Origin of the sequence: Vibrio sp. (genome assembly GCF_038138445.1) — a bacterium.
Lineage (GTDB): Bacteria > Pseudomonadota > Gammaproteobacteria > Enterobacterales > Vibrionaceae > Vibrio.
Genome location: NZ_JAYQDQ010000011.1, coordinates 1 through 26,981, shown reverse-complemented (window position 1 = coordinate 26,981; position 26,981 = coordinate 1). Strand labels below are relative to the sequence as shown.

The following is a 26,981-nucleotide window of genomic DNA, read 5'->3' as shown; positions in this document are numbered from 1 at the left end:
CCTTGTTTTTAAATATGTGAGAGTTTTTATGGTAAAGCCTTGGTATAAGCAGTTTTGGCCCTGGTTCCTAATTATACTGCCGCTGACCGTTGTCGTTTGGACAATTATCACTGTGATTGTGTTTTCAAACAATTCAGTATCATTGGTCACAGAGGATTACTATAAAAAGGGCAAAGCCATCAATATCGATATTTCAAAGATTAATGTTGCAAGAGATCTTGAGCTATCCGCAGCTGTATCCTCAGAAAATAACGATGTAGTGATCAGTTTTAACAAAGGTCAACTCAAGCATTATCCAGCAATTACAGCCTTGTTCGCTCATAGAACCCTACCCGATAGAGATTTTACTAAACTACTTACATCAGACGCAGGTGGGCAATACAGGCTTACACTTGATAAGTCACTCCAAGGACCTTGGTTTATTGAATTAACACCCCATGATGAGCAATGGCTTATCCAAGGCCGAGTGACCTTCCCTACCGAGGCCAACGTTGAACTCACAAAATAACCTCACCTTACCTTCTCCATGCTACCATTGCGGGGAAGAAGTGCCGGATAACACGAATTTCAGTGTTGAAATATTAGGCAAGCAGAGAATCATGTGCTGCCCTGGATGTGAAAGCGTCGCACAAACTATTCTCGACAGTGGCCTCGTATCTTATTACCAATATCGTACTGCTCCTGCACAAAAAGCAGAGTTAATTCCAGAACAACTGCAAACTCTCATTCACTATGACAATGAAGAGGTACAATCAGAGTTTGTACGAAATAAAGAACAATACTCAGAAGTGACATTGTCACTCGAAGGTGTGTCATGTGCAGCCTGTGCATGGCTGATTGAAAAACAACTCACAATTCAAAATGGCGTTGTATCCATTCGGGTAAATACCACTACTCATAGAGCAATTTTGGTCTGGGATAAAACACAAGCACAGCTCAGTGAGTTACTTTCTGTAATACATAAATTAGGCTACAAAGCTGCACCTTTTGAAGCAGACAAGCAAGAAGCAGCCTACCACAAACAGATGAAAGAGTACTTGTATAGGCTTGGCATTGCAGGGCTAGCAACCATGCAGGTAATGATGTTAGCTGTTGCTCTGTACCTAGAGGTGTTTGGAGACTTGGAGCCAGAGTTTAAAAGTTACTTTCGGTGGGTGAGTTTAATCTTTGCTACACCCGTGATGCTGTACTCTGCACTCCCCTTTTATGTTAATGCTTGGCGAAGCATTCAAGGTAAAACTTTGGGGATGGATGTCCCCGTATCCTTGGCTATGATATTTGCATATTTCTCAAGCCTTATCGCCACTGTAACAGAGTCAGGAGAAGTCTTTTTCGAATCGATCTCTATGTTCGCCTTTTTCCTTCTCCTCGGTCGATTCCTAGAAATGAGAGCAAGGAGAAAAGCAGCGGCTGCAAGTGGTAACTTGCTTAAACTCATCCCAGCCATGGCCACACGATTAGATGGTGAGCAAGTTCCAGTAAAAACGCTCAAGGTTAGTGATCGTATCCGTGTTTTACCTGGTGAACATATTCCATCAGACGGAAAGATCATCAAAGGTAGAGTGCACATCGACGAGTCTATGTTAACTGGTGAGTCTATTCCAGTTGTCAAAACTATCGATGATTATGTTTACGCTGGCACCATAAATGGCGAAGAATCATTTGAGCTTGAAGTCACATCAACTAAAGCTGATTCTATGATTTCTAGTATCATTCGACTCCAAGATGAAGCTCAACTGTCTAAACCTAGAATTGCTCAACTTGCTGATGTCGTGGCGCGTTACTTTGTTGCTGTTATTCTCATCACAGCTGCCAGCACTTGGATTTATTGGCACCAAACTAAGCCAGATGATGCATTTTGGATCATGTTATCTGTACTCGTTGCTACATGCCCATGCGCGCTTTCACTGGCAACACCTACTGCCCTAACATGTGCAACATCAAGATTAGGGAACCTTGGGATACTTCTTCGCAAAGGCCATGTATTTGAGACTTTATGTAAGGTCAACCACCTCATCATAGATAAAACAGGCACCTTAACCCGTGGTGAGATTGTTATTAATGACATACAAACTTTCTCAGAGCTGTCAGAAACTGAAGTTTCCGCCATCGCTTCGTCATTAGAATCTTATGCAAACCACCCTATCGCAAGAGCATTCGATGTGTACAAAAAAAGCGGAATTCAAGTTTCGAATGTCGAAAATATCATAGGATCTGGACTAGTTGGTAACTACCAGAATAATCAAGTAAAAATTGGCAGTGCTTCCTTCGTACTAGGGGTTAATAACTCTATAAAACCTAACCAAATTTATATGTCTCTAAATGGCGAACATATAGCGACATTCACATATCAAGACCCAATTCGAGCGGAATCTAAAGCCTTTATTGACCGCTTTCAGCAAGCAGGAATCTCTGTCACTCTTCTTACAGGAGACTCACATCAAAATGCCGAGCTAACAGCCAATGAAATTGGTATTAAAAAAGTAGTATCTGAGGCAAAACCAGAAGATAAACTCAACTATCTTAACAGCTTAGATAAAACAGAAATTACCATGATGCTTGGCGACGGCATTAACGACGCTCCAACTTTAGCAGGCGCTCATTTGTCAGTCGCTATGGGCGGAGGCACTGATGCAGCGAAGGCATCGGCAGATATGGTCCTACTTGGCGATCAACTGGACAGAGTATTGGCAGCTAGAGACTTGGCATTACAGACACGTAATATAATACGCGAGAATTTAGCTTGGTCACTCGGTTACAACGCACTCATCCTTCCGCTAGCCGTCGCTGGTTTAGTTGCCCCATATTTTGCTGTTATTGGTATGTCTGCAAGCTCGATTATAGTAGTATCTAACTCTCTTCGTTTGCTGAAAGAAAAACAAGGTTAGTAATCATGGAAAGCCTTTATATCTTAATCCCGATAGCCATTGTTTTAGTCTGTGTTGCAATCGCCATTTTTATCTGGGCAGTAAAGAGCGAGCAGTTTGAGGATTTGGAACGTCAGGGCCATAATATTTTGTTCGAAGACGACAAAGAAGATGAGAACACTCCTAAATGACACCTGACTGGCTCGGCGCATTTTTAATCGGCATAATTGGGGCTGGACATTGTATGGGGATGTGCGGTGGTATTGCATCTTTGCTAAGTTCCAACGCTCCTTCACAATCAGTCCTAGTCCCTATCTTTTATAATTTAGGTAGACTGACGAGTTACGGTGTTATAGGTGCTATTGTTGGCGGCGCTATTTCTACTGTCGCAGAATTTAGCCAAGTTAACCAATCACTGACTTGGTTACGGTTAATCGCCGCCCTGTTCATGATTCTACTCGCTTGTTACATAGGTAAATGGTGGCACGGCTTGGTCTATATTGAGCGTTTGGGTCAAAAGCTATGGAAAAGGATAGCCCCTGCTGGTCAATCACTCTTACCATTAAAGTCCCCTCTTTATGCTCTTCCTTTCGGTTTAGTCTGGGGATGGCTTCCATGTGGACTCGTCTACTCTACATTGACCTGGGCAGCGGTTTCAGGCAGTGCATTAAATGGTGCCTTTATTATGGTGGCATTTGGTCTGGGGACAATGCCTGCAATGTTATTTGTTGGTATCAGTGCCAGTCACGTAAACAAACTCCAAAAATCCAATTTCCTTCGCCAATCTGGCGCTGTCATCATTTTGCTTTATGGACTCTATACCGCCCAACAAACAATAAGCTTAATATCAATAGGTTGATATACTCTTGTTTTTTGGAGGTTTATTCTACTACCTTTTCCAAACAATGAGTGCTAAAATGTTGATGTATATCAATTTGTGAAGTTTGTTATGATTCCTGAAAAGCCTGCGACAAAACGTATCCAATCCGGTGGTTGTGCAATTCACTGTCAAGACTGTAGTATCAGTCAGTTGTGCATAGCTTTCACTCTCAATGAAAACGAACTAGACCAACTCGATCAAATTATTGAACGAAAAAGGCCTATACAAAAAGGGCAGGAACTGTTTAAAGCGGGAGATAGTTTAAAATCTCTCTACGCTATTCGTTCAGGGACTATCAAAAGTTACACAATAACCGAGCAAGGAGATGAGCAGATTACTGCCTTCCACTTAGCAGGCGATCTTGTCGGATTTGATGCGATAACAGAAGATTCTCACCCAAGCTTTGCTCAAGCGCTCGAGACATCTATGGTATGTGAAATCCCATACGAAACCCTTGATGATCTATCGGGTAAAATGCCAAAGCTTAGACAGCAGATCATGCGTTTGATGAGTAGCGAAATTAAGGGTGACCAAGATATGATTCTTCTACTCTCTAAAAAGAATGCAGAAGAACGTCTAGCGGCTTTCTTATATAACCTATCAACAAGATTTTCCCAAAGAGGATTTAGCCCGAGAGAGTTTCGTCTTACGATGACAAGAGGAGATATCGGTAATTACCTTGGGTTAACTGTTGAAACCATATCGCGATTACTAGGACGCTTTCAAAAGTCGGAAATTTTGAGTGTAAAAGGTAAGTATATCACTATCCTAGACCATGATACTCTTATGGAACTCGCAGGCGTCTCTTCAGAATCCTAATAAGTTCAATGACGTAGCTCAAAACTGAGCTGCGTCATACTTTTGCTTTCTATACCACTCTTTTGCTAAAAATCTTTCACTAGCTGCGCTACATTAATCATATAACTCTCCCTACACTTAAGGAGTTACTATGAGTATCTATAATAAAATACTTGTCGTTGCCGACATCAACAAAGATGAACAGCCAGCCTTGGCTCGCGCCATGCAACTTGCGGCTCAAAGTCGTTCTCGTAGTAAAGTGTGTTTCTTTTTGTCGATCTATGATTTCTCCTACGATATGACATCAATGTTGTCTGTTGATGAGCGTGATGCTATGCGCCGTGGTGTGATAGGACAACGCGAACAGTGGATGCATAAGGTTGCCAAGCCATACACAGAGCAAAATCAAAATGTAGACTTTGATGTAAAAGTAGTTTGGCACAACCGTCCCTATGAGGCGATCATCGCCGAAACCTTTGCCGGCAATCACGACATTGTAATCAAAGGAACTCGAAAACATGACGTTTTAGAATCAGTCATATTCACCCCTACGGACTGGCATTTATTGCGTAAGTGCCCTTCACCTGTATTGCTAGTGAAGAACTCAGACTGGCCGGAGAATGCCAGTATACTCGCCTCTGTCCACGTTGGTTCGGAAAACGACACCCATCTTGGCCTTAATGACAGTATGGTGGAACAATTAAATAGCTTAAGTGAACGTTTAGGGGCCAAACCTTATTTAGTCAATGCCTACCCTGTCACACCTGCGAATATAACCATAGAGCTCCCTGAGTTTGATCCCAATACTTATACTGATGCGGTTCGTGGCCACCACCTAACTGCAATGAAAGCATTACGACAAAAGCATGGTTATGATGAGCAACAAACCGTCGTTGAACAAGGGCTGCCAGAAGATGTTATACCGGAATCTGCAACAAAGCTAAACGCTGCGATGGTTATTGTAGGAACAACCGGCCGCACTGGCTTATCCGCTGTATTTATTGGTAATACGGCCGAACATGTCATAGACAAAATTAACTGTGATGTCTTAGCTCTAAAACCTAATGGTTATATAAGTCCACTTGACCCAAAAACAGGTATTTGATTAATTTTAAGGCCACTCATTGAGTGGCCTTATTGCATTATACATTGGTTACGTCAATAAACATAGATTCATCGATGTTTGTAGAAGATACAGTTGCTTCCGTAAACTCATATTCTTCTCTTTCTCCATCTCGAGACAAAGGAAGGTTAACGAAATCAAATATCTCTCTGTCAGCGAGCTGACTAAGACTAACATTCTGGATAGACTTGAATACTTTCTCTACTCTGCCTGGAGTCTTATTATCCCACTCTATTAGCATGGCTTTAACCGCTTTACGTTCTAGTTTTTCTTGAGACCCACAAAGATTACAAGGGATAATAGGAAACTCTTTATGCTCAGCATATTTAATTAAATCTTTCTCACGGCAGTATGTTAATGGACGAATAACCACATTACGACCATCATCGGAACGCAATTTTGGAGGCATTGCTTTCAATCTCGCGCCATGAAACATATTAAGAAAAAGCGTTTCAACGATGTCATCCAGGTGATGACCAAGTGCAATTTTAGTTGCACCTATTTTTTCAGCAAATGAATATAATGTGCCACGACGTAGACGAGAGCAAAGACCACAAGTGGTTTTACCTTCCGGTATTTTCTCTTTAACAACTGAGTATGTATCTTTGTCAACGATATAATAGGGAATATCCAAGGTTTCAAAATACTCAGGTAAAATGTGTTCTGGAAAACCAGGTTGTTTTTGATCGAGATTAACAGCAATTACTTCAAACTTGATAGGTGCCGATTTTTGTAACTGCAATAGAATATCGAGCATAGCGAAAGAATCTTTTCCACCGCTAATGCATGCCATGACAACATCTCCGTCTTCCACCATGTTGTAATCCGTGATGGCATTACCCACATTACGTCTAAGACGCTTTTGAAGCTTGTTATACTCTAGCGTTTCTTTTCTTGTATCTACCTGATTCATTACCTACTCACAAATAACTATCGTAACTATAAAATGTCTGCGCTGTTACTAGGGGGCAAGATTATACGTACTTTTCCATCAGTATGAAATGCTTATCTGTCCTAACCATAGGAGTAGTTAGCATGCTCCAAGATAACAATGTGAATAGAACTAATTTGCCTTGGGCAAATAAGGTAAGACGCGACTGGTTTCTTGCGGAAGCATCATGGTACCTCCTTTACCTATATCTGATAATGCAACTTGCACTTTACCATTGACAATCGGCTTTGTACCACCATTTGAAAACTCTACTTGTCCGTTAAGTTGATTATCAAATTCCATAGTCACACCTTCAACATCGGGCGTGAACCAACTAGCAAACATGCCACCTAAATCTTCAAGCATAGTTTGCATTTGAGGCATTAACTTCTCCACCTCTGTATAAGAAACTTTGCCGCTTAATGGTTGCTTAGTCATGACAACCATAGAAAAGTCACATCGTTTATCTTGAGGAGTTTGAACAAAAACTAAAGGGTTAGCTGATTTAAGGTTATCATCTAAAGGCACAATTAGCTCATGGTAACGAGTAGAGCTCAACTCTTCATAATGCTGTTCTTTTTCCATCCAAGCCTTTTGAATAACACAATTTTGTTTTGTTTCTGCATTGAGAAAGAAAAAGCCTACTTTAACATCTTCATGACCTTGCTTAACATTTTGCTTTAGATGAGTAAATAATTTTGAGTAGGTAAACATATACTCTTGAGCCTGTATCGGCAGTGTAAGCGACGATAGCACGCCTCCTAATAACAGAGTAAAAGGTAATTTGTTCATTTCGATGGTTAACTTATTATTCGTTGTTTTTCCAAAAGGACTGATTGTGCCTTATCATGGCTTGTAAATCCTTGACATACGCCTCACCTCTTTCGGAATATTTAAGCAGTCCTTGCGTAAGAGCGAGGGCCGCTGTTGTATCTGTCAAACTTTCTCCACGTAGATGTCGCTGGTAACGTATTTCTCTCAGTTCCTCGTAGGCTTTATTACGATTAACATTCATAAAGTAGCCTTCTATCGATTCCTGTACAGAGGTAAACTTGGCGACTTCATGAGTCATCCCCTCACCTCTTTTCAGTGGAATCACTCCACAACCCTTAGTGTAGCACCACTGCCCAAAGTAATTATTAGCCTGAGTGGCAAAACGAGATGTACCCCAAGCAGACTCATTGGCTCCTTGTACCAGAACTAAAGCTTCAGGAATTACGTCAACACGATGAAGCATCTGATCAAGCCATTGTTGATCAATTCCCGATGAATCAAGCTTCACTCTGTACCGCTTAGATAAGACCTCTGCATATTGTTTATCTTGCTCAGAAACCATACCAGAAAGATAGTCATCTCTAATAGTATCGAGTCTGTTTCGCTCATTCAAAACACGTTGATTTTCATACGCAATTCCTGGGCGCAAGTAATCAAAGAACGCTCTTTTTTTTGCTGTTACATTCCCAATAGATGCAAAGTCTGGCGCTTTACCGATAGAGTAAGCGTCAAAACTTGGCGAGGCAATCGGTTGAATTGCTGGCGTGGTTTGCTGAATTTTGGGAGGTTGACGCTTTTCATAGTCATAGAAGCTGCAACCAGCTATTACGCCAGCTGCAGCAAGAGCAACGAGCTCACTTTTACGCATTGAACACTTGTGAATTGCCGTCATTATCGTCCTCATCGCTTGGCCCATCTGTTGTCACAATTTTTAGTCTGATACCAAACATATCTCTGTAGATAATACCTTTGATATGAAAATAAAAAGGAATAACCAAGATTAAGCCCAAGCCATAGAACACAGCCCCAAGGATGAACATAAATACGACCAATAAATATATTCCGGCAAGGACAAAAATCTTTTTATTAACCGCTCGTAAGGATAGCAACAAAGATTGCATCGGGGGGATTTGTTTCTCACAAATTAGCAAAACCGCATTGCTAAATGCGAGTGACAAGTACATGGATAAAAACGGTAGAATCATCCCGGCAACGAGCTGCGCAAGCAAACTAAATATTGTAGCGATAATCACAGGAATCGTGAATTGCAGTCCCTTTGCAATATGCCGCGGTTTGGTCGACAGACCAGCCGCATGGCTCATCGCCATTAAACTTACACCTGCTACAACAGGGGCGCTAACTACTTCATAGCTAAAATTAGCAATGAAAATTGCTTGGACAATTCCAGGATTAACTTCTTCTGGTTTGGTCAATATATCAGTAATGATCGATAAATCACCAAGTTGTAGTTTCAGCGCTACATAAAAAATCACTACTTGAGCGACTATCAACAAAAGTATGCTCGGTGAAAATGAAAGAAAGTTTTTTATTGTATGTTCCCATGCTTCTTTGAGAACAGCACCTGCTTTAAGCTCATACTTTCCTGAAAGTGCTCTTTCAACACTTCCACCCAAGTTAAAATCTTTTTCTATACCATTGTTCATTAACGTTTCCAGTGCCGAGTCCACGCCTGCTGATGTAAGTTTACTGACAAGTGCAGTTGGATTAAAAGTTTATAGCATTATACCGAAACCTCACTTTATCCACAGCCTAATTTTCTTTATCTGCTTGATTTAAAGACCAAATGATTGATAATTAGCCAAAAATGATAACTGCCAACAATGCCTTAAACATGTACCATCAACGAAGCAGCAGATCTTCATTACCAAAGTATGGCTTACTTGCCCTAGTTACACCTACATAATTTTAGGGGTTAAATATGAGAAAATACTTTGATTTCATACTCTGGCTTATTATTATGCGCCCCTCTAACTTTTGTAACTACTGGCTAATTTCTGTTGACCACTGGGAGAAAAACAGACGTTGAACAATAAACAACTTGAGACAAAGCCCGTTATCCAATTATGCGGGGTCAATAAAAGTTTCGATGGTAAACAAATTATCAAAAACCTTGACCTTGATGTAAACCATGGTGAATTTCTTACTATATTAGGGCCGTCGGGCTGCGGGAAAACAACCGTCCTCAGAATGATTGCAGGCTTTGAAGATGCAGATGAGGGAAAGGTTATCATCGACCAGCAAGATGTCACTCAAATTCCTGCCGAGAAAAGACACGTCAATACTGTTTTCCAAAGTTATGCCCTATTTCCTCACATGACGGTATACGAAAATGTAGCATTTGGGCTAAAGATGCAAAAAGTGCCTAGCTCGGACATACACTCTAGAGTGATAGAAGCGTTAAAAATGGTACGTTTGGATAACCTTGCACAACGCAAACCCCATCAACTCTCGGGAGGGCAACAGCAGCGTATCGCAATCGCCCGCGCAGTAGTTAATAAGCCTAAAGTTCTGCTCCTAGATGAATCATTATCTGCTCTAGATTACAAACTGCGTAAGCAAATGCAGGTGGAATTAAAGCAACTTCAACGCCAGCTAGGTATCACATTTATTTTTGTCACTCATGATCAAGAAGAAGCATTGTCGATGTCAGATCGCATCATAGTGCTACGTGATGGTGTCATCGAGCAAGACGGTTCACCAAAAGAGATTTATGAAGAACCAAAAAATCTCTTCGTCGCTCGGTTTATTGGTGAAATAAATGTTTTCGAAGCAACCATGATCGAGCGATTAGACGAAAGACGTGTACTCACCACAATAGAAGGTGTCGAGTCGATTGTTTATTACGATAAAGATAGCGCTCATAAGGGAGATGCGCTCAAGGTTCTTTTACGTCCCGAAGATCTTCGTCTTGAAGAAATAAGTGAATCAGAACAAAAAGGTATTGTCGGCCATATTTTGGAACGCACTTATAAAGGTATGACTTTAGACTCAATCGTTCAGCTAACATCTGGGATGCGTGTAATGGTCAGTGAGTTCTTCAATGAGGACGATCCAGATGTCGATCATTCTATCGGGCAAAAAGTGTCGGTTACATGGGTTGAGAGTTGGGAGGTCGTCCTAGATGATAAGCAAGAAACTTAACTTACAAAGTGCAATTATCTTTCTTGTGGTTGGATGGCTTACGCTGTTTGTAATGGTCCCCAACATCATGATCATAGGCACAAGTTTCCTCACTCGCGATGAATCAAATCTCATTGATCTGACGATAACATTCAGCAACTACACGCGCCTACTCGACCCTCTTTACGCCAAAGTAATCTGGCATTCATTTTATATGGCGTCTATTGCGACCTTATTATGTCTAGTTATTGGCTATCCATTTGCGTACATAATGGCATCAATGCCAGTCAAAATACGTCCCATAATGGTATTCTTAGTCATTGTTCCTTTTTGGACCAATTCCTTAATTCGTACTTATGGGTTGAAGATCGTCATTGGTACACAAGGAATTGTGAACAAGTCTTTACTGGCTCTCGACATTATCGATAAACCGCTTCGTATTATGTATACGGAAGCAGCCGTCATGATTGGACTTATCTATATCCTGCTTCCCTTTATGATTCTGCCTCTCTATTCCACCATTGAAAAGTTAGACAGGACATTCATAGAAGCAGCCAGAGATCTTGGTGCCAATAAATTTCATACTTTTACCAAAGTCATTCTACCGCTTACCATGCCGGGTATTATTGGTGGATGTCTACTAGTTCTTCTTCCAGCATTAGGAATGTTTTATATTTCTGACTTACTCGGAGGCGCTAAAAACCTCTTAATAGGTAATGTCATCAAAAGCCAAGTGCTCAACGCAAGAGACTGGCCGTTTGGTGCTGCAACAAGTATTTCACTTACTTTAGTGATGGCGATAATGCTTTATGCCTACTATCGGGCCGGTAAACTATTGAATAAAAGAGTGGAGTTAGACTAATGGAGAAAAGTATTAAATTTGGCTTCCTCAGTCTAGTCTACGCCTTTCTCTATCTACCGATTATTGTGTTGATAATCAACTCATTTAATGCAAGTAAATTCGGTATCAAATGGGGAGGCTTTACAACCAAGTGGTATCATGCACTGATAAACAACGACAGCCTAGTACAAGCCGCTTGGCATTCACTTAATATTGCGGTTTTTTCTGCAACCGCAGCCACCATTATTGGTAGCCTTACTGCAGTGGCACTATTTCGTTATTCGTTCAAAGGAAAACCTTTGGTTAATGGATTGCTATTCGTGGTTATGATGTCACCCGACATTGTGATGGCGATATCTTTATTAGCGCTATTTTTACTTTTAGGCGCTCAATTAGGCTTCCTAACCTTATTAGTTTCACATATCACGTTCTGTTTACCCTTTGTCGTGATCACTGTTTACAGTCGATTAAATGGGTTTGACGTTAAAATGCTCGAGGCTGCAAAAGACCTCGGGGCAAATGAATGGATTATTCTCAAGCAAATCTTGTTGCCCCTCGCCAAACCAGCTGTCGCTGGGGGATGGCTACTCAGTTTCACCCTTTCGTTAGACGACGTTATCGTTAGCTCATTCGTAACAGGTCCAACATACGAGATTTTACCATTGAAGATATACTCCATGGTAAAAGTCGGAATCTCGCCAGAAGTCAATGCTTTAGCAACAATCATGTTGATAATATCTCTAACCTTAGTTGCTATTTCTCAATGCTTGGCAAGACAAAAATAGTCAAACCACCAAGTAGTTATAGCTACTTGGTGGTTATATGAACACATAAATCAAATCCAATAAATAGCATAGATTGTATTATATGGATAAAAACTAAACGCAAACTTTCATATTTATACTGATGCATAAAAAATCACTGTCATTTCTCATAATTTAGATTCATTTTATGCCTATTCAGTGATTTGATTGATATAATCCTTGGTCGAGATGATTGTACAATCAACTCATAATTAGGCTTAATTTTTATAAACGCCTCATTGGCAAATTACTCAAAGGCAAAACTTATAACAATGAAAAATAAATTTTTCTCTAGCGCTTTATGCGCCGCGTCTTTAATCGCATCTCCAGCAATGGCTGCGGATCAAGAGCTCTACTTTTACAATTGGTCTGAGTACATTCCTAGCGAAGTATTAACGGACTTTACCAAAGAAACAGGCATCAAAGTCATCTACTCAACTTATGAGTCAAATGAAAGCATGTATGCCAAACTTAAGACCCAAGGCTCTGGCTATGATCTAGTCGTTCCTTCTACCTATTTTGTTTCCAAAATGCGTAAAGAAGGCATGTTGCAGAAAATCGATCATAAGAAGCTTTCCAACTATGTTGGTCTTGATAGCAACTTTTTAAATAAACCTTTCGACCCAGACAACAGTTACTCTATCCCTTATATTTGGGGCGCGACAGGTATTGCTATCAATTCAGACATGCTCGACAAATCTTCTATTACGAAATGGGATGATTTGTGGGACAGCAAATGGGAAGGCCAACTGATGCTCATGGATGACTCTAGAGAAGTATTCCATATGGCATTAGCTAAACTAGGCTACTCACCAAACTCAACCAACCCTGATGAAATTAAAGCAGCTTATCAGGAGTTGAAAAAGCTTATGCCAAACGTACTGGTGTTTAACTCTGACTTTCCTGCAAACCCATACCTAGCAGGAGAAGTGTCTCTCGGTATGCTTTGGAATGGTTCTGCATATATGGCACGCCAAGAAGGCGCACCTATTGATATTATTTGGCCAGAAAATGGGCCTGTTTTATGGATGGATAGCCTATCTATCCCATCAGGCGCTAAAAATATTGAAGCTGCGCATAAGATGATAAACTTCCTTATTCGCCCAGAAAATGCAGCAAAAATTGCGCTAGAGATTGGTTACCCAACACCAGTGGCTGCTGCGAATAAATTATTGCCGAAGAAATTTGCTAATGATCCGAATATTTATCCACCAAAAGCCGCTATGGAAAGTGGTACTTGGACAGATGATGTCGGCGAAGCAAGTGTAATTTATGACGAGTACTTCCAAAAACTAAAAGTAAGCAACTAGTAGTCCGGTTTGATTACTCAATTAAAAAAGCGGCTACTGCCGCTTTTTTTACTCAGTGTTACTATATCTATAGCTCATCAGCTTTCAGTAATTCATCAACCAACTTTGGCACCTCTATACTCGCCTTACCATAACGTTTTTCTTCAAACTCACTTTCAACAGCGCTTGGCTCTAGATTTAATTCCATCGTATAGGCACCGTTTGCCCTTGCTTCATGAACAAAACCAGCCGCAGGATAAACCACCCCTGAAGTACCTATTGATATAAATAAATCTGCATTTTCTAGAGACTCATATATCTCGGCCATTCTCAATGGCATTTCTCCAAACCAAACGATATGTGGGCGGAGCTGAACTGGAAACTGACAACAATGACATAAATCACCAGTATGAATGTCCCCTTTTTCCTCAACTGTCTGATTCGACCCACTGCATCTTGCTTTTAAGAGTTCACCATGCATATGGATGATGTTTTTATTTCCTGCTCTTTCGTGAAGATTATCAATATTTTGCGTGATGATTGTTACTCTGCCCTTTAACTCTTTTTCTAAACGCCCAAGAGCCAGATGGGCGGGGTTAGGTTTAACCCAATCTTCTTGTAGCTTTGCACGCCTTTGGTTATAAAACTTCTGCACCAATTCTGGATCACGGTCAAACCCTTCAGGCGTTGCAACATCCTCAATTCGATGATCTTCCCACAAGCCATCCTGAGCTCTGAAAGTTTGAATCCCAGATTCTGCTGAGATTCCAGCCCCGGTTAGTATCACGATATTTGTATAGGGAAAATTCATCCGGAGATCCTCTGTGTTTAACTATTCTTTAGCTTATCACTTGAGCTTTCACTTCATAATACAAAGGACTTAGACCATAGTCTAAATCCCTTATTTAGGTTGCATTTCTGTGAACCTACGCCAAGAGACTGGTGCCATTTATGCAGTTCTCAATTCACGTTTACTTAACTCGAATCGTCTTTCGAGCATAACTTGCAATGTTTCTCATTTGATGCTATTCCTTTATTGTTCACACTAAATATAAAAGTAGTTGCATAAAATTAAATGTCAGAGGCTACGGAGAGCTCGAATGGAAAAGTCTAGGTCGAATAAGAAGCCATTTTCTTTTGCAATATCAATTCGCGGCAAGTTACTTCTAATTAATCTCACCTTGTTAACCTGTGTTGGCTTATATGCATTTTATGAACACGCGAGTTTTTCAAGCTTTGAATCTCTAGAACATGCAGCAACAGAAAACTTACAAGCTTCTGTAGATTTGTTAACGTTGCGACGTCATGAAAAAGACTTCCTAGCGAGAAAAGAGAACAAGTACCCTAAACGATTCGATGACGTATTTAATACACTCTCCCAAAGGCTAGTTGACCTAAATAGCTTATTGAAATTACATAACCTTCATCTAGAGAAGCAAACCACAAATATCATTGAAACCTTAGATAGGTATCAACAACAGTTTCACTTACTCGTAGATAAAGTGAACAGTATTGAGGGTATAGAAACTTCGGACAACCATAGGTCTCGCTTAGAAAATTCGAGGAAAAAATTAAAAAGTGCGGCATCTAGTTATGACAGCTTTTATTTAGAAGTTGAGCTTCTGGAGCTGATAGAGAAAGATTATCGATACCTCGCTGACTCTACTGCAGAGAGTAGTAATAACCTGCTGAAAGCAGTATCTAAATTTGCCATGAGCGAACATGTTCCATCGTCATTGAAACCAGAGTTCGATCAATATAAACAAGATGTAGAGGCATTAGTCTCAGCCTCTACAGAACTAGGTCACTCCGCAGATGAAGGTTTGAAAGCACAACTGCGAAAAAATGTACATAATGCTGAAAATGGTATTAAGTCACTTCAAACTGAAATAAGTCACGCAATTAAATTAAAATCTGAGCAAATACGGACTCAGCTTTTAATGTTTGGCAGCGCTATAGTAGCGATACTATCTATACTACTTTTTTTTATCGGGCGTAGCATTCTCAGTCGCATTAATGCCATTAATATCTTAATGAAAGAAATCGCCAGTGGAAATGGCGATCTCACCGTACGGATGAATGCCAAAGGGAATGATGAACTCGCTCAATTGGCTAATTCTTTTGATATATTTATTTCTAAGTTGCACGGAAATATTCAAGATGTGGCTAAAGTTATGAGCATCTTGGGAGAAAGTTCTGAGAATTCAAAAACGAACGCTGTTAAGAGCATGAACAACGCTGAACAACAAAAAATTCAATCTGAGTCTGTTGCTACTGCCGTTAATGAATTAGTCATGACAAGCAATGAAATCACTGCCAACATAGAGTGTGCCGCAAATAGCGCAGAAACTATCAAGCAAGATGCACAAGGAGCATTAGAAATTACGCTTGCTACCAGCAAAAGTATGCAATCATTATCGTCAAGTATTTCAGAATCGCAGGCTTTAATAGTAAACCTAGCAGAGCAAAGTAAAGAAATTAATCAAGTCATTACCGCCATTCAAAACATTGCCGAACAAACAAATCTTCTTGCACTAAATGCGGCAATAGAGGCCGCGCGCGCAGGCGAATATGGTCGAGGGTTTTCTGTGGTGGCCGATGAGGTTAGGCAGCTTTCTCTAATGACAAACAATTCAACTCATCAAATAGAATCAACCATCCAAGAATTAGCGTCAGGTATACAAGATACAGCGACAAAAATGTCATCAAGTATAGATTTAGCATGCCATACAAGAGAAACGGCTAGTAGTGTTGTTAAGGCCATAGAAGACATGGTTATTCGTATCAATACTATGTCAGATATGAACACCCAAATTGCGACAGCTTCAGAACAACAATCTATGGTATCAGCTGAAATTGACCGCAATATTACCGAGATAGCGCATCTTGCCAGTGATACCCACCATATTGTGTCGGGGTCAGTACACTGTAGTGAACAAGTGTCTAGTGTTAGCCATAAACTCGAAAAGATTGTTGCACAGTTTAAATACTAGCGCTAATCGATAAAGATATATTACTTTCATTAGATAATTAGGCGCCGCACCTATTGCGGTACAGTTGCAGGTCATACGGACAAAGTAGACAACAGTAGAAGCGGTTCTGTGGTGTAAATCTGCTGTCAGCATAGGAAGGTGGTCGTAAGGACTTGCCCAATACAGTTGACTGGAGAGAACAATGAAAACGATACTACTCACACTCGCCCTATTTTGGAGTGTAAATAGCGTTGCGCATTCGCTTATGCCCCCTATTGATATAGGAAACATTGATAAAGCAAAGGTAGAGTCACTCAATAACCAAACCTTTATCTCTGAAAATAACTTCGTTTTTAGACCGATTGAACACCCTTTCAATATGCAAATGTACTTTTCAGAATACAATGAGTGGCACCTTCTTGAGGAAGATCTGCTGCATTGGAGCGGTGCTATGGGTATAGACCCAAGAGTTGTCTTAACCACCCTAGCAATGACTTCAGGTTGGAACCCCAAGTCTAATCCAAGTGATCCTGAGTTATCACGATATAAGCTTGATATTAAACAGATAACAAATTACCTTTCGCAGGTTTTTTATCAGTCCATCAATCAAAGTTTATCTAATGATCAAGCAATAAGCTTTGCGCTTTCATCTTCGCTCAAATCTAGCGCTTTATGGCCACAATGGGTCAGTTTTTATAAAGAATGGTTTGGTGAGCCTAGCTCTGACCAGAGTAGGACAAAGTCAGCTCAACCTGAAATGCAATGGCCATGGAGAGCAGGTTATAATTGGGTCCCTAACGGACCTCATTCACATACAGGTTCAGGGTTTCCACTGTCATCTATTGATGTTTCTTATGATTGGCCACGTTGGGGAGGACAGACTTACAGTGTCACAGCTGCACACGAAGGGTATGTGTCAGTATTCTCACGGTGCCAACTAAGAGTCACACACCCTGATGGATGGGCGACCAATTACTATCATATGGATGGGATCGATATCCAACACGGAGCTTGGGTTAGCAAGAATGACAGAATAGGTACATACGCAAGCCAAAAGAATATTGCCCTTTGTCAGGGGGGCTCATCGACAGGGCCACACCTGCATTTCTCGGTCCTATTCAATGGCCGCTTTCAGTCACTACAAAATCTATCTCTTGGACCTTACCAGGTTGACGTAGGAAGATATAGCTATGACAACAATTGTCGTTATACATGGATGACTGATAAACGAAGTAATAATAAACGTTGTTTCTGGTCGCGAATTGATAACCCTCTATAAGTATATGTGCAGAATCTCCCAATCAGTATTGGGAGATTCTGATACTGCTTATGACACTAAAACTTAGAGGCGAGGCTCATAGCGAGATCCTTAACCCCATTTAGTCGTCGCTTTATTGGTTGAATTACCCAGTACCTCAACAAAATTAGGGCTATCTGAACAAATATATATTCTCTTCTACAATACAGAACGCACAAATAGTCAAATTTATCTGTCTTTCCTTCAAACAATACGTTAGGAAAAATAAACTTCTGGCGTTTGGCTACCTTCGAGTTTCGAGCTCCGGCCATGTAGTAACGCTTTCTGGTTGTGAATGCTTTCCAGCTAGCAATTAGAAATACGTAACCTCGATCAAAATCAGATAACTCATTTTTCACCCAGATACTTCCTCCTTCCACCACTTCATTGGCAGAATGACACAGAGTATGTTGCTCCATTTCTTGCGGAAGGTCTGAAATATAGACTAATGGGTGTTCACAATTGACAGTATATCCGGCCCACATCTTACCATCTTGGTCATAAAGCGCCTCAACATATGTTCGCCGACGAAGCTCTTCAATAGTGATTGTATTTCCAGATATTGCTTTGTAGTTCAGTGCAAACTCGCCATATTCTGAATCCGTTTTAATGGATTTGAGTTTTTTATTCATCTTATATGGCCTCGCCCATTTGGTAACGTCCTGGTGCAACAATATTATTAGGGTCTAGAGCGACTTTAATTTTATTGCGAAGAATTAAAGCATCAAGTTCCAGCTCCTGATCACTAGTAAAAGGCATCTCATCGACCGCTCGACGGTAACAAGGCCATTGATAACGTCGATAGAGACCGTTCAGTTTTTGTCTTAGCTCAGTCGCCTTTTCTATTTCGTTTGAATTAGTCGCGTCGTAATAAATGCTGATTATTGCCTGGCACATATGAGCGCTTACAGCAGTGATGGTGACACCAAATTCAAAACCTGCTTTATCAAAGGCTTGCTTTGACAGGCGCATACATTTTTCAACTTCTTCGCCAACCATAGGGATAGATGGTGCAATCCAGAAAAAACCAGCGCCATCACGGACTGGATCCATCGATTTTGGAACCTTTCCGGTATATCGCCAATAACAACCTTTCAGGGCAAGATCTTTAGGGTTTCCCTCAAACATATCCATCATTTGTGTAAAGTCATTAAGGCTATTTGATAAACGTTGGTAGAAAGAAATATTCCCCAATAGTCTACCCGTTATATTCGCTAAAGAATTAACTTGTCGAAGTGTATCGAAACTAATAATGTTGACCCGTGCAATAGGTTTTAATAATTTTTTTACTCGTTTGGCTTTTTCCTTCGCGACACTTTTGGTGCCCGCAATGAGAAAGGCTCCGGACCAAGGGGTGATACCATGCTTTTTACAGAGAGGAACAATGTCGTCTTCACTAATGCCTCTAGATGGATTCCATTTATCAAAATTGAAACGCTCCATCATTGTCTACATGCGATAATGATTCCCTAAATGAGGTAAGCCATCTATACTCCCTTCCGCTTTAAGCTGACGCATTATCTCGATGTATTTAGGTAAGTCTTTCGAAGACGTCAGACGAACTAAGCAGCGTAAGCTTGCTTCAGGTTTTAGCATTAATTCAAACTTCATCTTACTGACTACAGCTAGATTGTTTTGCGTAAAAAGCTCATGTAAGTTAGCTGCTAGACCAGCTCTACCGTTGTAACGTACACTACGGCTGAGTTCTAAGACCTCACCATTCGGTAAGATAAGCTCGCTGATAGTAAAATGTCGGCTGCGATTACCGACAGGTCCATGACCAAAACCTCGCTCTAATACATTACCAACAATACTGGTATCAGGTCCTGCACCTGTACAGTCTAAAACCCAATTGGTATGTTTAAGGTACTCAGATAATTGACCCTGTGTGACTCCTGGTTCAATTTCTACAACCCCGAGATCATCGTCAAAACTTAAGATACGATTCATCCTACTAAGATCGAGTAAAACACACCCATCTTGCGCCGGTACGTTGTAACCATATCCCCAATTATTTCCTTTACTTATGGGATAAAATGGTTGTTTATTAATAAATGCTTGCTTGATAAACTGTTTAAGTTGTAGGTCGTTTTCAGGCTTGAACACATCATAAATCATGCGTGAATGCTTACCAAGGCCACTATGGACTTCAATATTTCGTGCACAGAAATCCTTCTCTTCAACACAAAACAAAACATACTCCTTTATTTGTTTGAATACCGTTGATTCATCCTAAAACTGTGCAATTTGTAACGCAGAATAGAATTGGGATTGGATTATGTCACAAAGCCAATAACAAACAATGCACATATTTAAAACCTGAACATATTCAGCAAAATAAAGCTTATGTATTTAGCGCGCTATTAATATGGTTATTTTTAAACCTCGAAATAAAGTAATTGTGTGAAGGTAGAATAAATTTTATTTATGATGTCGGTAGAGTTCGTCTAGCGCGATGGATAGCCCATCTTCTTTTACGATCCTTATATGTTCACGCTTCAAGCCTCTTGCATTAGTTAATCCACACGAGTGAGCTATTAATCCAATCCCGTAATGAACATATTTGTTATAGTTTGCAACGCGAGTCATTTTATCCTCAACATTAAGCCCTTGCTGAAGACGTTTATCATGTGTAGTAATGCCTGTTGGACAAGTATCTTTGTTACATTGCAAAGCTTGGATGCAACCAAGCGCAAGCATATGCCCTCGTGCTGACACAACAAAATCAGCACCCAATGCCAGAGCCCAAGCGACCTTAGAGGGTGTGATAAGCTTGCCAGATGCGATCACTTTTATTCGAGAACTAAGTCCATATTCATGAAGAAGACTTACTACGATCGGCAGACTCTCTTTAAGAGGTAACCCAACATAGTCCATAAGAGGTTGTGGGGCAGCACCTGTACCGCCATCAGCACTATCGATGGTGATAAAATCAGGGGCACTATCATGACCTCGTTTATCGATCTCATTGAACAAATCATAAATCCATGCTTGTGAACCCAATACAGATTTAAAACCAACTGGCTTTCCCGTCACATTTCGAACCCGACTGATCATATCGAGCAAATCACTAACACTTCGAACATCAGGGTGGCCATTTGGGCTTATTGAATCTTGCCCCTCAGGTATCCCTCTGATTTTTGCAATTTCAGCCGTCACTTTTCGACCAGGTAAAATCCCTCCCTTACCTGGTTTTGCTCCTTGACTCATCTTAATCTCAAACATTTTAACGCTGTCATGTGACGCTATTTCAATTAGCTTTTCATCGGATAGATTTCCCAAGCCGTCACGAACACCGTATTTCGCGGTTCCTATTTGGAATACTAGGTCGCACCCCCCTTCCAAATGGTAAGAACTTAAACCACCTTCACCTGTGTTCAGCCAACATCCAGCTATATGAGCTCCTTTTGACAAAGCCCTAACGGCAGGTTTTGATAGTGCCCCGAAACTCATCGCTGAAATATTAAAAATTGAAGACGTGACATAAGGGCTTCGACAATTAGGACCAATCGTTATGGGAGCTGGTGATACCGCATCCTCTTCAAGAGTAGGAAAAGCACAGTTCATGAACATAATCGTGCCTGTCGCATCCAAATTACGAGTCGAGCCAAAAGCTATCGTTCGATCAACATTTTTAGCGGCTTTATAAACCCAGCTTCGCTCTGCTCGGTTAAACGGCATTTCTTCCCTATCCATCGCAAAGAAGTATTGGCGAAAAAACTCCCCCTGTTTCTCAAACAAATACCTAAATCGGCCAATAACTGGGTAGTTATGTCTTATCGCATGAGTATGTTGACGCTTATCTACAATATACATGTAGATAATAGCAATCACCCCGACACCAATGACGAGAGTGAACAGTCCTGAAAACAGATCAATACCTATAATAAATAACTCACCCATTACACCACTCCAGTTTGGTAAAACACTTATTTTCGTAGTCTCTTGAACACTATAGCCAACTATCTATAACTAAACTCACATCGTGAAAGTTGTAATGATAGCCATACTTTATCTAGCTATCTTCACAAGCTAGAGAGCACTTTGCCATCGGACACGTCTTGGGACTAAAACGCAAAAATGATAGTCCATTATTTATCCTAGCCTCAGGGATTCGAATGACTTTCATAACTTTCAATTTGTCAGCCAGAGTAATTTTATACTGAGACATACACTATAAATAATGTAAATCATTTGTTAATTACTTCTAAGATTCACAAAGATTTAATAAACTTAACTGAGAATTGACTGCAATTTATTGAATTTAGGATACTTTACTCGTTGACATAAGCATTTAATCATAGAGGTTAAATAAGACTTTTGTGTAATCGATAAACTCTGATTCAACAAGTTTAAGAACACCTGTTTTTAACTCAGCTAATCATTGGACTATCAAATGGATATGATAGAATTGTCAATAGAGATGGATTATCTAACAACGCTATTTCCGTTGTCGTCCTGTGCCTGTATCGGCCCATACTCACCAATATTGACAAATTACAATTAAAAACCACTCACTCAAGTCGTGGTTTTCAAACGGAGAAATGCAGATGAAAAGAACGTGTGTGATCACAGGTGGTAGTTCAGGAATTGGCCGAGCTATCGCAACACTTTTCGTTGATAACGGGTACAAAGTTTATAATTTAGATATCAACCATAGTGATGCAGGCATTCACCTCCCTTGCGATATCACCAATCATGACGCCGTACAGAAGCACATCAAAGACATTGCTCAAAGTGGCTCGATTGATGTTTTGATAACAAGTGCTGGCGTGCACTTTTCCGCTAATATAGAAAACACATCAGAGCAGGACCTTCAACGAGTATTTGATATTAACGTTAAGGGAGCATACTCCGCTATACAAGCTGTTTTGCCGACTATGAAACAGCAGCAGTCCGGATCTATTATTATCATCGCATCAGAGCAAGCACTTGTGGCTAAACCCAATTCTTTTGCTTACAACATGAGTAAGGCTGCACTGGCTTCCCTCGCCAAAACCACCGCTTTGGATTACGCCAAATACAATATCCGAGCAAACGCTTTATGCCCCGGAACCATTGAAACACCTTTATACCACAAAGCAATCGAGCATTACTGCGAGGCTTCTGGTTGTGACATAGACGAAGTCCACAAGAGTGAGGCAATGCTTCAACCATTAGGACGCTTAGGGCAACCTGAAGAGGTTGCACACTATGCACTTTTTCTTGCAAACGATAATGCATCATTTATCACGGGTACTACTCCAGTAATCGATGGCGGTTACACAACAGGATAAACTCAGCAATGTTTAAACTAATCGACCCTCACCTACACTTTTTTGATCTGACTAAAGGCGATTATCACTGGCTCAAGCCGACAAATCCGCCATTTTGGTCTGATAAACATCTTATCGCTAAAAACTTTAATCAAGAGGATCTACAAGTTAACCAAGAGCTTGAGCTCAGTGGTTACGTACATATTGAAGCTGGGTATGATAACCAACATTTTTGGCGAGAAGTTGAATGGTTAGAATCAAATAAGAGCTTGCCTTTTAGAACCGTTGCTTCAGCTGATCTGACTCGCTCACCCGAGCTATTTACAGAAGATATTAACAAGCTAAAACAGTACTCTTCAGTTGTTGGTGTAAGACATATCTTTGATGAAGAAGCGCTTAACTTGCTCAATAACCCCGCCGTCATCAAAAATCTTGAGCAATTAGCACAGCGCGATTTATCCTTTGATTTGCAAATGCCATTCTGTGATGCAGAATCTGTCGATGCTTTGTTAACTCATATGAGCTCTTTGCCTCACCTTAATATCATCATCAACCATGCTGGTTTTCCACCATTACCTCATGAACCAAGCTGGAAAGTCTGGCAGAACAACATTAAGTCTGTCGCGAAGTATCCAAATGTAGCGGTGAAATGCTCAGGCTGGGAAATGAAAAGCAGAGACTACAGCATGGACTGGGTCGCTCAAGTTATTGCGGAGTGCTTAGAAGCGTTTGGCCATGACAGAGTATTGTTGGCAAGCAATTTTCCTTTGTGCCTATTTTCAAAAAGTTATGATTCTTATTGGAAAAGTGTCTTAGATATATCCGAGGAAAATACGCAGGCATTACTTTATGATAATGCCTGCCAATGGTACAAATTCTAGTTCATTACTTTACCGAAACATGAGGTGATCGTTTGATTACCTCATCATTTAGTTCAATACCAATTCCAGGTGTGTCTGGAGCTTGGAAAAAGCCATCTTTAGGCTGAGGATCTTGAATGCAAAGCTCTCTATTCCAATCCTTAATCGCGTAAGTATGATGCTCATGTATTAAAAAGTTAGGGATTGCTGTTTCCAAATGAAGTGACGCCGCTGTTGCAACTGGGCCACCACAGACATGAGCTTGTATTCTAATGTCATAGACATCCGCATAATCGCAAACTTTCTTAGCTTCAGTAAAGCCACCACATAGACCCACATCAGGCTGCAATACATCGATACTTTGATCTTCAAAGTATGGCCTCACATCCCAACGATGATACAAGCGCTCTCCCCCAGCGATTGGAACATTAACTCTTTCAGATACTTTCTTATGAATGGCAGAGTTTAGGTAATTGACCGGCTCTTCGTACATCATACAGCCGACTTCTTCGACAACCTCTCCCATTTGAATTGCAGATGCCGCGCCCATCAACGAATGAGATTCAAAAATGATGTCGACGTCTGGGCCTACTGCATCTCTTATCGCTCTCAAACGGTCACCAAATAGGCGCATTTGTGGCTGAGTGAATAGTTTAGTCCGGTCAAAAGATGATTCGCCATTTTGATCGTAAACAATAGGATCAACTTTAACCGCGTCGTAGCCTTCCGCTACGGCTTTAAGCGCCGCTTCAGCGTACTCTGCAGGTTGAATGAGCTTTTTGCATTCTTTATCCCAATCAAATTGTAATTGGCTTGCATAAGTGCGTAGCTTGTCATTAGTTTTGCCGCCGAGAAGCTGATATACAGGTAAACCAAGTGCCTTGCCTTTGATGTCCCACAATGCCGTGTCAATCGCGCTCATAGCCGCATACAAAACAGGCCCACCGCCTAAACCCCAGAAGCTCTCTCTAAGCATCCTTGACCACAGTTTCTCTGTATTAAAAGGGTCAAAGCCAATCAACACGGCTTCTGCGATTTCTTTGATCATTGCAGCAGCAGCACTGTGGCCCCAATCATAAGCGAGGCCAGCTTCACCTACACCTGAAATCCCTTCATCAGTATGAATACGAACAAATACAGGATTCCAAGGTGGTCTTTTAGGGCAGTGAATATCAAAAATTTCTATTTCGGTGATTTTCATTGAAACAAACTCAACTATAAATAATTAAACAACTAAATATCAAAATCAGGGTAACGCTGTTTTACTCTTCTCATCATCGCAGGCCATGCCTTTTGACCGCCAGTTAAACCAGAATGCACTACGTTGGCTTGGGCCTTAATTCCATCAACAATAGATTGATCGACAAGGTGATACTTCTGGCCTGTTGCTTGAATCTGCAACTGGATTTGACAGGCTCTTGTCAGATCGTACATATGCATAAATGCATCGCCAATGGTCTTACCCATAGTCAGCGCACCATGATTGCGCAATAGCATAAAATTGGCATCTCCAAGATCATCCTGTAAACGCAGCTTTTCTTCATGGTTGACCGCTAGTCCTTCGTAATCATGATAACTCATGGAAGCCAATGCGAACATTGAGTATTGGCTTAATGGAAGGAGTCCTTCTTTTAAACTGGCAATCGCAACCGTCGCGTCTGTATGGACATGAAGAGCACATTGGTCGTCAGGCCTCGCTTCATGGACTGCGCTATGAATAGTAAAGCCGGCTGGATTAATGTTAAAAGGCGTATGCAGATCTACAATTTTGCCCTCAATATCAATTTTGACTAAGTTTGATGCGGTGATCTCATCAAACGAAAGACCGAATGCATTAATCAGTAAATCTTCTGTTCCGGGTATACGAGCCGATATATGTGTATGAATGAGGTCATCCCACCCATGTATAACGAAAAGGCGATACGCTGCTGCTAGTTCAACTCTTGTCTGCCATTCAACCTCAGACACCTTATCCTTAATACTCAAAATAGGTATGTCGTACATACTCATACTCCAACTTATACAAACTTATGACATAGTAAACTATATAATGAGCCATGGTACCAACAATAGAGTCAAAGTTGGATGTCTAAATGAGATGTTTTATTGTTCTCATTACATTGGCGACGAGTAGACTGACTAAGTACTTAAAATACCATAATGTCAGAATATGAAGTTGCATAGTTATAGCTTAAAAAGCAAACACCCAAACTACTCGTGTACAAGAATAAACCCGTTTATCATACCGCTATAAGATAAATTGGAACATTTATAGTTCAAGGAAATTATTAATAATTTAAACATCAAGTTTAGTGTAAACCGATTAAACAACACATTGATAGATAGACTGCCATTTCTAGTTGCTCATACTGTAAAATAAAACACAGAAAGCCTATAAAGCAATGTTTTATATGGAAAACAATAAGGAAAAAGGCTTTCTACGCACATTCAATTATACCAACAACTATTGATACGCTATACGTTGTCGCATTTATTAGACATGAAGTTATTTTGTAAATTTTTCTATTTTAAAAATGCTTCCAATTTGTCAAAGTATTCACCCGTTGGTTAAGCAAAACAAAAATTAAAATTATTTACAAAAACGTCAGGTAGGATTATTGATGTAGCTAGTTTTCATTTAGCCGTGAAAAGTAGAAAAACAAAAATACGAAATTAATTTCACCATAAACAGATTAGTTTACATTGCTGAAATATCCTACAACTTTCACCTTAAGGGAGTTTACAATGAACGACTTAAATGAACTAAAACGCTGGGTAGAAATCGTGCAAAGATCAGCTGTGCCATCGAACGGTGAGCAGCTTACAACCAATGAGAAACAAGCGCTTGCACAGTGCTGCAGGGTGTTAGCCCAAACTGCAGAGCTTATCGCCGATAAGGTCGCCGCCTAGCCTTTTTCCAATAGCACTTGTGACTCTATAAAGTATGAGTCACAAGTAGCATTAGGCAATTATAAATCATCTGAGATACACTATATCTAATGTACTAATTTAGCTGAATGTGGTGTGAAAAATCCACCTTCCTCCTCATAGCTTTTATCTAACCATTTGAATGAAATACATTCTAACCATATTAAGTCTGTGCGACGTGAAGTCGCATGAAGCGCTGTTCACCGCGATAAGAGTGAACCG

General features: G+C 40.5%; 26 protein-coding genes. 15 read left to right on the top strand and 11 right to left on the bottom strand.

Annotated features, from left to right (window positions below):
* The first annotated feature begins 28 nt into the window (after window positions 1–28).
* From AAFM34_RS05300 to uspE, 6 genes are all read left to right on the top strand, one after another.
* Window positions 29–508: a FixH family protein gene (locus tag AAFM34_RS05300; protein WP_341660725.1), complete on the top strand. Its 480-nt coding sequence runs from the start codon at window positions 29–31 to the stop codon at window positions 506–508.
* On the top strand, window positions 492–2,888 hold the full coding sequence (locus AAFM34_RS05295; protein WP_341660723.1) for a heavy metal translocating P-type ATPase: 2,397 nt from the start codon (window positions 492–494) through the stop codon (window positions 2,886–2,888). The genes AAFM34_RS05300 and AAFM34_RS05295 overlap by 17 nt, the downstream gene beginning before the upstream one ends.
* Before the next feature lie 5 nt (window positions 2,889–2,893).
* A complete protein-coding gene (gene ccoS / locus AAFM34_RS05290; RefSeq protein ID WP_341660721.1) occupies window positions 2,894–3,058 on the top strand; it encodes a cbb3-type cytochrome oxidase assembly protein CcoS in 165 nt (54 codons plus the stop codon).
* Window positions 3,055–3,726, top strand: a complete 672-nt coding sequence (locus AAFM34_RS05285; RefSeq protein WP_341660719.1) for a sulfite exporter TauE/SafE family protein — start codon at window positions 3,055–3,057, stop codon at window positions 3,724–3,726. The genes ccoS and AAFM34_RS05285 overlap by 4 nt, the downstream gene beginning before the upstream one ends.
* Window positions 3,727–3,816: 90 nt before the next feature.
* On the top strand, window positions 3,817–4,566 hold the full coding sequence (locus AAFM34_RS05280; RefSeq protein WP_341660717.1) for an FNR family transcription factor: 750 nt from the start codon (window positions 3,817–3,819) through the stop codon (window positions 4,564–4,566).
* A 130-nt stretch (window positions 4,567–4,696) separates the two neighbouring features.
* Window positions 4,697–5,650 carry a universal stress protein UspE gene (gene uspE / locus AAFM34_RS05275; protein ID WP_341660715.1) on the top strand — a complete coding sequence of 318 codons (954 nt, stop codon included), beginning with the start codon at window positions 4,697–4,699 and terminating at the stop codon, window positions 5,648–5,650.
* A 37-nt stretch (window positions 5,651–5,687) separates the two neighbouring features.
* Here the strand turns inward: uspE and ttcA are convergent, their stop codons facing one another.
* The 4 genes from ttcA to AAFM34_RS05255 form a co-directional block, all read right to left on the bottom strand.
* Complete coding sequence (gene ttcA, locus AAFM34_RS05270; RefSeq protein ID WP_341660713.1) at window positions 5,688–6,581, bottom strand: tRNA 2-thiocytidine(32) synthetase TtcA; 894 nt, start codon at window positions 6,579–6,581, stop codon at window positions 5,688–5,690.
* Between the two features lie 150 nt (window positions 6,582–6,731).
* On the bottom strand, window positions 6,732–7,391 hold the full coding sequence (locus AAFM34_RS05265) for a DUF2987 domain-containing protein (RefSeq protein ID WP_341660711.1): 660 nt from the start codon (window positions 7,389–7,391) through the stop codon (window positions 6,732–6,734).
* A gap of 16 nt (window positions 7,392–7,407) precedes the next feature.
* Entirely contained in the window at window positions 7,408–8,241 is an 834-nt protein-coding gene (locus AAFM34_RS05260; RefSeq protein ID WP_341660801.1) for a glucosaminidase domain-containing protein, read from the bottom strand.
* Window positions 8,234–9,037 carry a hypothetical protein gene (locus tag AAFM34_RS05255; RefSeq protein WP_341660709.1) on the bottom strand — a complete coding sequence of 268 codons (804 nt, stop codon included), beginning with the start codon at window positions 9,035–9,037 and terminating at the stop codon, window positions 8,234–8,236. The genes AAFM34_RS05260 and AAFM34_RS05255 overlap by 8 nt, the downstream gene beginning before the upstream one ends.
* A gap of 361 nt (window positions 9,038–9,398) precedes the next feature.
* Between AAFM34_RS05255 and potA the strand changes: the two genes are divergently transcribed.
* The 4 genes from potA to AAFM34_RS05235 all read left to right on the top strand — a co-directional run bounded on the left by potA (window position 9,399) and on the right by AAFM34_RS05235 (window position 13,468).
* Window positions 9,399–10,535, top strand: a complete 1,137-nt coding sequence (gene potA / locus AAFM34_RS05250; protein WP_341660799.1) for a spermidine/putrescine ABC transporter ATP-binding protein PotA — start codon at window positions 9,399–9,401, stop codon at window positions 10,533–10,535.
* Window positions 10,516–11,376, top strand: coding sequence for a spermidine/putrescine ABC transporter permease PotB (potB, locus tag AAFM34_RS05245; RefSeq protein ID WP_341660707.1), 861 nt, complete (start codon window positions 10,516–10,518; stop codon window positions 11,374–11,376). Before potA ends, potB begins: the two co-directional genes overlap by 20 nt.
* Window positions 11,376–12,140, top strand: coding sequence for a spermidine/putrescine ABC transporter permease PotC (gene potC / locus AAFM34_RS05240; protein ID WP_341660705.1), 765 nt, complete (start codon window positions 11,376–11,378; stop codon window positions 12,138–12,140). Before potB ends, potC begins: the two co-directional genes overlap by 1 nt.
* A gap of 290 nt (window positions 12,141–12,430) precedes the next feature.
* Window positions 12,431–13,468, top strand: coding sequence for an extracellular solute-binding protein (locus tag AAFM34_RS05235; protein ID WP_114785663.1), 1,038 nt, complete (start codon window positions 12,431–12,433; stop codon window positions 13,466–13,468).
* Window positions 13,469–13,535: 67 nt separating this feature from the next.
* On the opposite strand, the gene cobB is transcribed toward AAFM34_RS05235, so the two are convergent.
* Window positions 13,536–14,258, bottom strand: a complete 723-nt coding sequence (gene cobB, locus AAFM34_RS05230; protein ID WP_239173053.1) for a Sir2 family NAD+-dependent deacetylase — start codon at window positions 14,256–14,258, stop codon at window positions 13,536–13,538.
* A 289-nt stretch (window positions 14,259–14,547) separates the two neighbouring features.
* On the opposite strand from cobB, the gene AAFM34_RS05225 reads away from it, so the two are divergent.
* Both AAFM34_RS05225 and AAFM34_RS05220 read left to right on the top strand, forming a co-directional pair.
* Window positions 14,548–16,440, top strand: a complete 1,893-nt coding sequence (locus AAFM34_RS05225; protein ID WP_341660701.1) for a methyl-accepting chemotaxis protein — start codon at window positions 14,548–14,550, stop codon at window positions 16,438–16,440.
* 181 nt (window positions 16,441–16,621) lie between these two features.
* Window positions 16,622–17,698 (top strand): M23 family metallopeptidase, encoded by a 1,077-nt coding sequence (locus AAFM34_RS05220; protein WP_341660699.1) that lies wholly within the window; start codon window positions 16,622–16,624, stop codon window positions 17,696–17,698.
* A 56-nt stretch (window positions 17,699–17,754) separates the two neighbouring features.
* Here AAFM34_RS05220 and AAFM34_RS05215 read toward each other — a convergent pair whose 3' ends face one another.
* From AAFM34_RS05215 to AAFM34_RS05200, 4 genes are all read right to left on the bottom strand, one after another.
* Entirely contained in the window at window positions 17,755–18,348 is a 594-nt protein-coding gene (locus tag AAFM34_RS05215) for a hypothetical protein (protein ID WP_341660697.1), read from the bottom strand.
* A 1-nt stretch (window position 18,349) separates the two neighbouring features.
* Window positions 18,350–19,162 carry a hypothetical protein gene (locus AAFM34_RS05210; protein ID WP_341660695.1) on the bottom strand — a complete coding sequence of 271 codons (813 nt, stop codon included), beginning with the start codon at window positions 19,160–19,162 and terminating at the stop codon, window positions 18,350–18,352.
* Window positions 19,163–19,165: 3 nt separating this feature from the next.
* Window positions 19,166–19,909, bottom strand: coding sequence for an FAD-dependent oxidoreductase (locus AAFM34_RS05205; protein ID WP_341660692.1), 744 nt, complete (start codon window positions 19,907–19,909; stop codon window positions 19,166–19,168).
* 228 nt (window positions 19,910–20,137) lie between these two features.
* Window positions 20,138–21,619: an FMN-binding glutamate synthase family protein gene (locus AAFM34_RS05200; protein WP_341660690.1), complete on the bottom strand. Its 1,482-nt coding sequence runs from the start codon at window positions 21,617–21,619 to the stop codon at window positions 20,138–20,140.
* A gap of 647 nt (window positions 21,620–22,266) precedes the next feature.
* Between AAFM34_RS05200 and AAFM34_RS05195 the strand changes: the two genes are divergently transcribed.
* On the top strand, window positions 22,267–22,992 hold the full coding sequence (locus AAFM34_RS05195; protein WP_341660689.1) for an SDR family oxidoreductase: 726 nt from the start codon (window positions 22,267–22,269) through the stop codon (window positions 22,990–22,992).
* A gap of 8 nt (window positions 22,993–23,000) precedes the next feature.
* A complete protein-coding gene (locus tag AAFM34_RS05190; protein WP_341660687.1) occupies window positions 23,001–23,852 on the top strand; it encodes an amidohydrolase family protein in 852 nt (283 codons plus the stop codon).
* Window positions 23,853–23,856: 4 nt separating this feature from the next.
* Here the strand turns inward: AAFM34_RS05190 and AAFM34_RS05185 are convergent, their stop codons facing one another.
* Window positions 23,857–25,032: a mandelate racemase/muconate lactonizing enzyme family protein gene (locus tag AAFM34_RS05185; RefSeq protein ID WP_341660685.1), complete on the bottom strand. Its 1,176-nt coding sequence runs from the start codon at window positions 25,030–25,032 to the stop codon at window positions 23,857–23,859.
* 32 nt (window positions 25,033–25,064) lie between these two features.
* Window positions 25,065–25,835 (bottom strand): class II aldolase/adducin family protein, encoded by a 771-nt coding sequence (locus tag AAFM34_RS05180; RefSeq protein WP_341660683.1) that lies wholly within the window; start codon window positions 25,833–25,835, stop codon window positions 25,065–25,067.
* Between the two features lie 741 nt (window positions 25,836–26,576).
* On the opposite strand from AAFM34_RS05180, the gene AAFM34_RS05175 reads away from it, so the two are divergent.
* A complete protein-coding gene (locus AAFM34_RS05175) occupies window positions 26,577–26,741 on the top strand; it encodes a hypothetical protein (protein WP_172971822.1) in 165 nt (54 codons plus the stop codon).
* Window positions 26,742–26,981: the final 240 nt, after the last annotated feature.

Coding starts and splice junctions, on each gene's coding strand:
- AAFM34_RS05300 (WP_341660725.1), top strand. CDS start 29: ATGGTAAAGCCTTGGTATAAGCAGTTTTGGCCCTGGTTCCTAATTATA.
- ccoS (WP_341660721.1), top strand. CDS start 2,894: ATGGAAAGCCTTTATATCTTAATCCCGATAGCCATTGTTTTAGTCTGT.
- AAFM34_RS05285 (WP_341660719.1), top strand. CDS start 3,055: ATGACACCTGACTGGCTCGGCGCATTTTTAATCGGCATAATTGGGGCT.
- AAFM34_RS05280 (WP_341660717.1), top strand. CDS start 3,817: ATGATTCCTGAAAAGCCTGCGACAAAACGTATCCAATCCGGTGGTTGT.
- uspE (WP_341660715.1), top strand. CDS start 4,697: ATGAGTATCTATAATAAAATACTTGTCGTTGCCGACATCAACAAAGAT.
- ttcA (WP_341660713.1), bottom strand. CDS start 6,581: ATGAATCAGGTAGATACAAGAAAAGAAACGCTAGAGTATAACAAGCTT.
- AAFM34_RS05265 (WP_341660711.1), bottom strand. CDS start 7,391: ATGAACAAATTACCTTTTACTCTGTTATTAGGAGGCGTGCTATCGTCG.
- AAFM34_RS05260 (WP_341660801.1), bottom strand. CDS start 8,241: ATGCGTAAAAGTGAGCTCGTTGCTCTTGCTGCAGCTGGCGTAATAGCT.
- AAFM34_RS05255 (WP_341660709.1), bottom strand. CDS start 9,037: ATGAACAATGGTATAGAAAAAGATTTTAACTTGGGTGGAAGTGTTGAA.
- potB (WP_341660707.1), top strand. CDS start 10,516: ATGATAAGCAAGAAACTTAACTTACAAAGTGCAATTATCTTTCTTGTG.
- potC (WP_341660705.1), top strand. CDS start 11,376: ATGGAGAAAAGTATTAAATTTGGCTTCCTCAGTCTAGTCTACGCCTTT.
- AAFM34_RS05235 (WP_114785663.1), top strand. CDS start 12,431: ATGAAAAATAAATTTTTCTCTAGCGCTTTATGCGCCGCGTCTTTAATC.
- cobB (WP_239173053.1), bottom strand. CDS start 14,258: ATGAATTTTCCCTATACAAATATCGTGATACTAACCGGGGCTGGAATC.
- AAFM34_RS05225 (WP_341660701.1), top strand. CDS start 14,548: ATGGAAAAGTCTAGGTCGAATAAGAAGCCATTTTCTTTTGCAATATCA.
- AAFM34_RS05220 (WP_341660699.1), top strand. CDS start 16,622: ATGAAAACGATACTACTCACACTCGCCCTATTTTGGAGTGTAAATAGC.
- AAFM34_RS05215 (WP_341660697.1), bottom strand. CDS start 18,348: ATGAATAAAAAACTCAAATCCATTAAAACGGATTCAGAATATGGCGAG.
- AAFM34_RS05210 (WP_341660695.1), bottom strand. CDS start 19,162: ATGATGGAGCGTTTCAATTTTGATAAATGGAATCCATCTAGAGGCATT.
- AAFM34_RS05200 (WP_341660690.1), bottom strand. CDS start 21,619: ATGGGTGAGTTATTTATTATAGGTATTGATCTGTTTTCAGGACTGTTC.
- AAFM34_RS05195 (WP_341660689.1), top strand. CDS start 22,267: ATGAAAAGAACGTGTGTGATCACAGGTGGTAGTTCAGGAATTGGCCGA.
- AAFM34_RS05190 (WP_341660687.1), top strand. CDS start 23,001: ATGTTTAAACTAATCGACCCTCACCTACACTTTTTTGATCTGACTAAA.
- AAFM34_RS05185 (WP_341660685.1), bottom strand. CDS start 25,032: ATGAAAATCACCGAAATAGAAATTTTTGATATTCACTGCCCTAAAAGA.
- AAFM34_RS05180 (WP_341660683.1), bottom strand. CDS start 25,835: ATGTACGACATACCTATTTTGAGTATTAAGGATAAGGTGTCTGAGGTT.
- AAFM34_RS05175 (WP_172971822.1), top strand. CDS start 26,577: ATGAACGACTTAAATGAACTAAAACGCTGGGTAGAAATCGTGCAAAGA.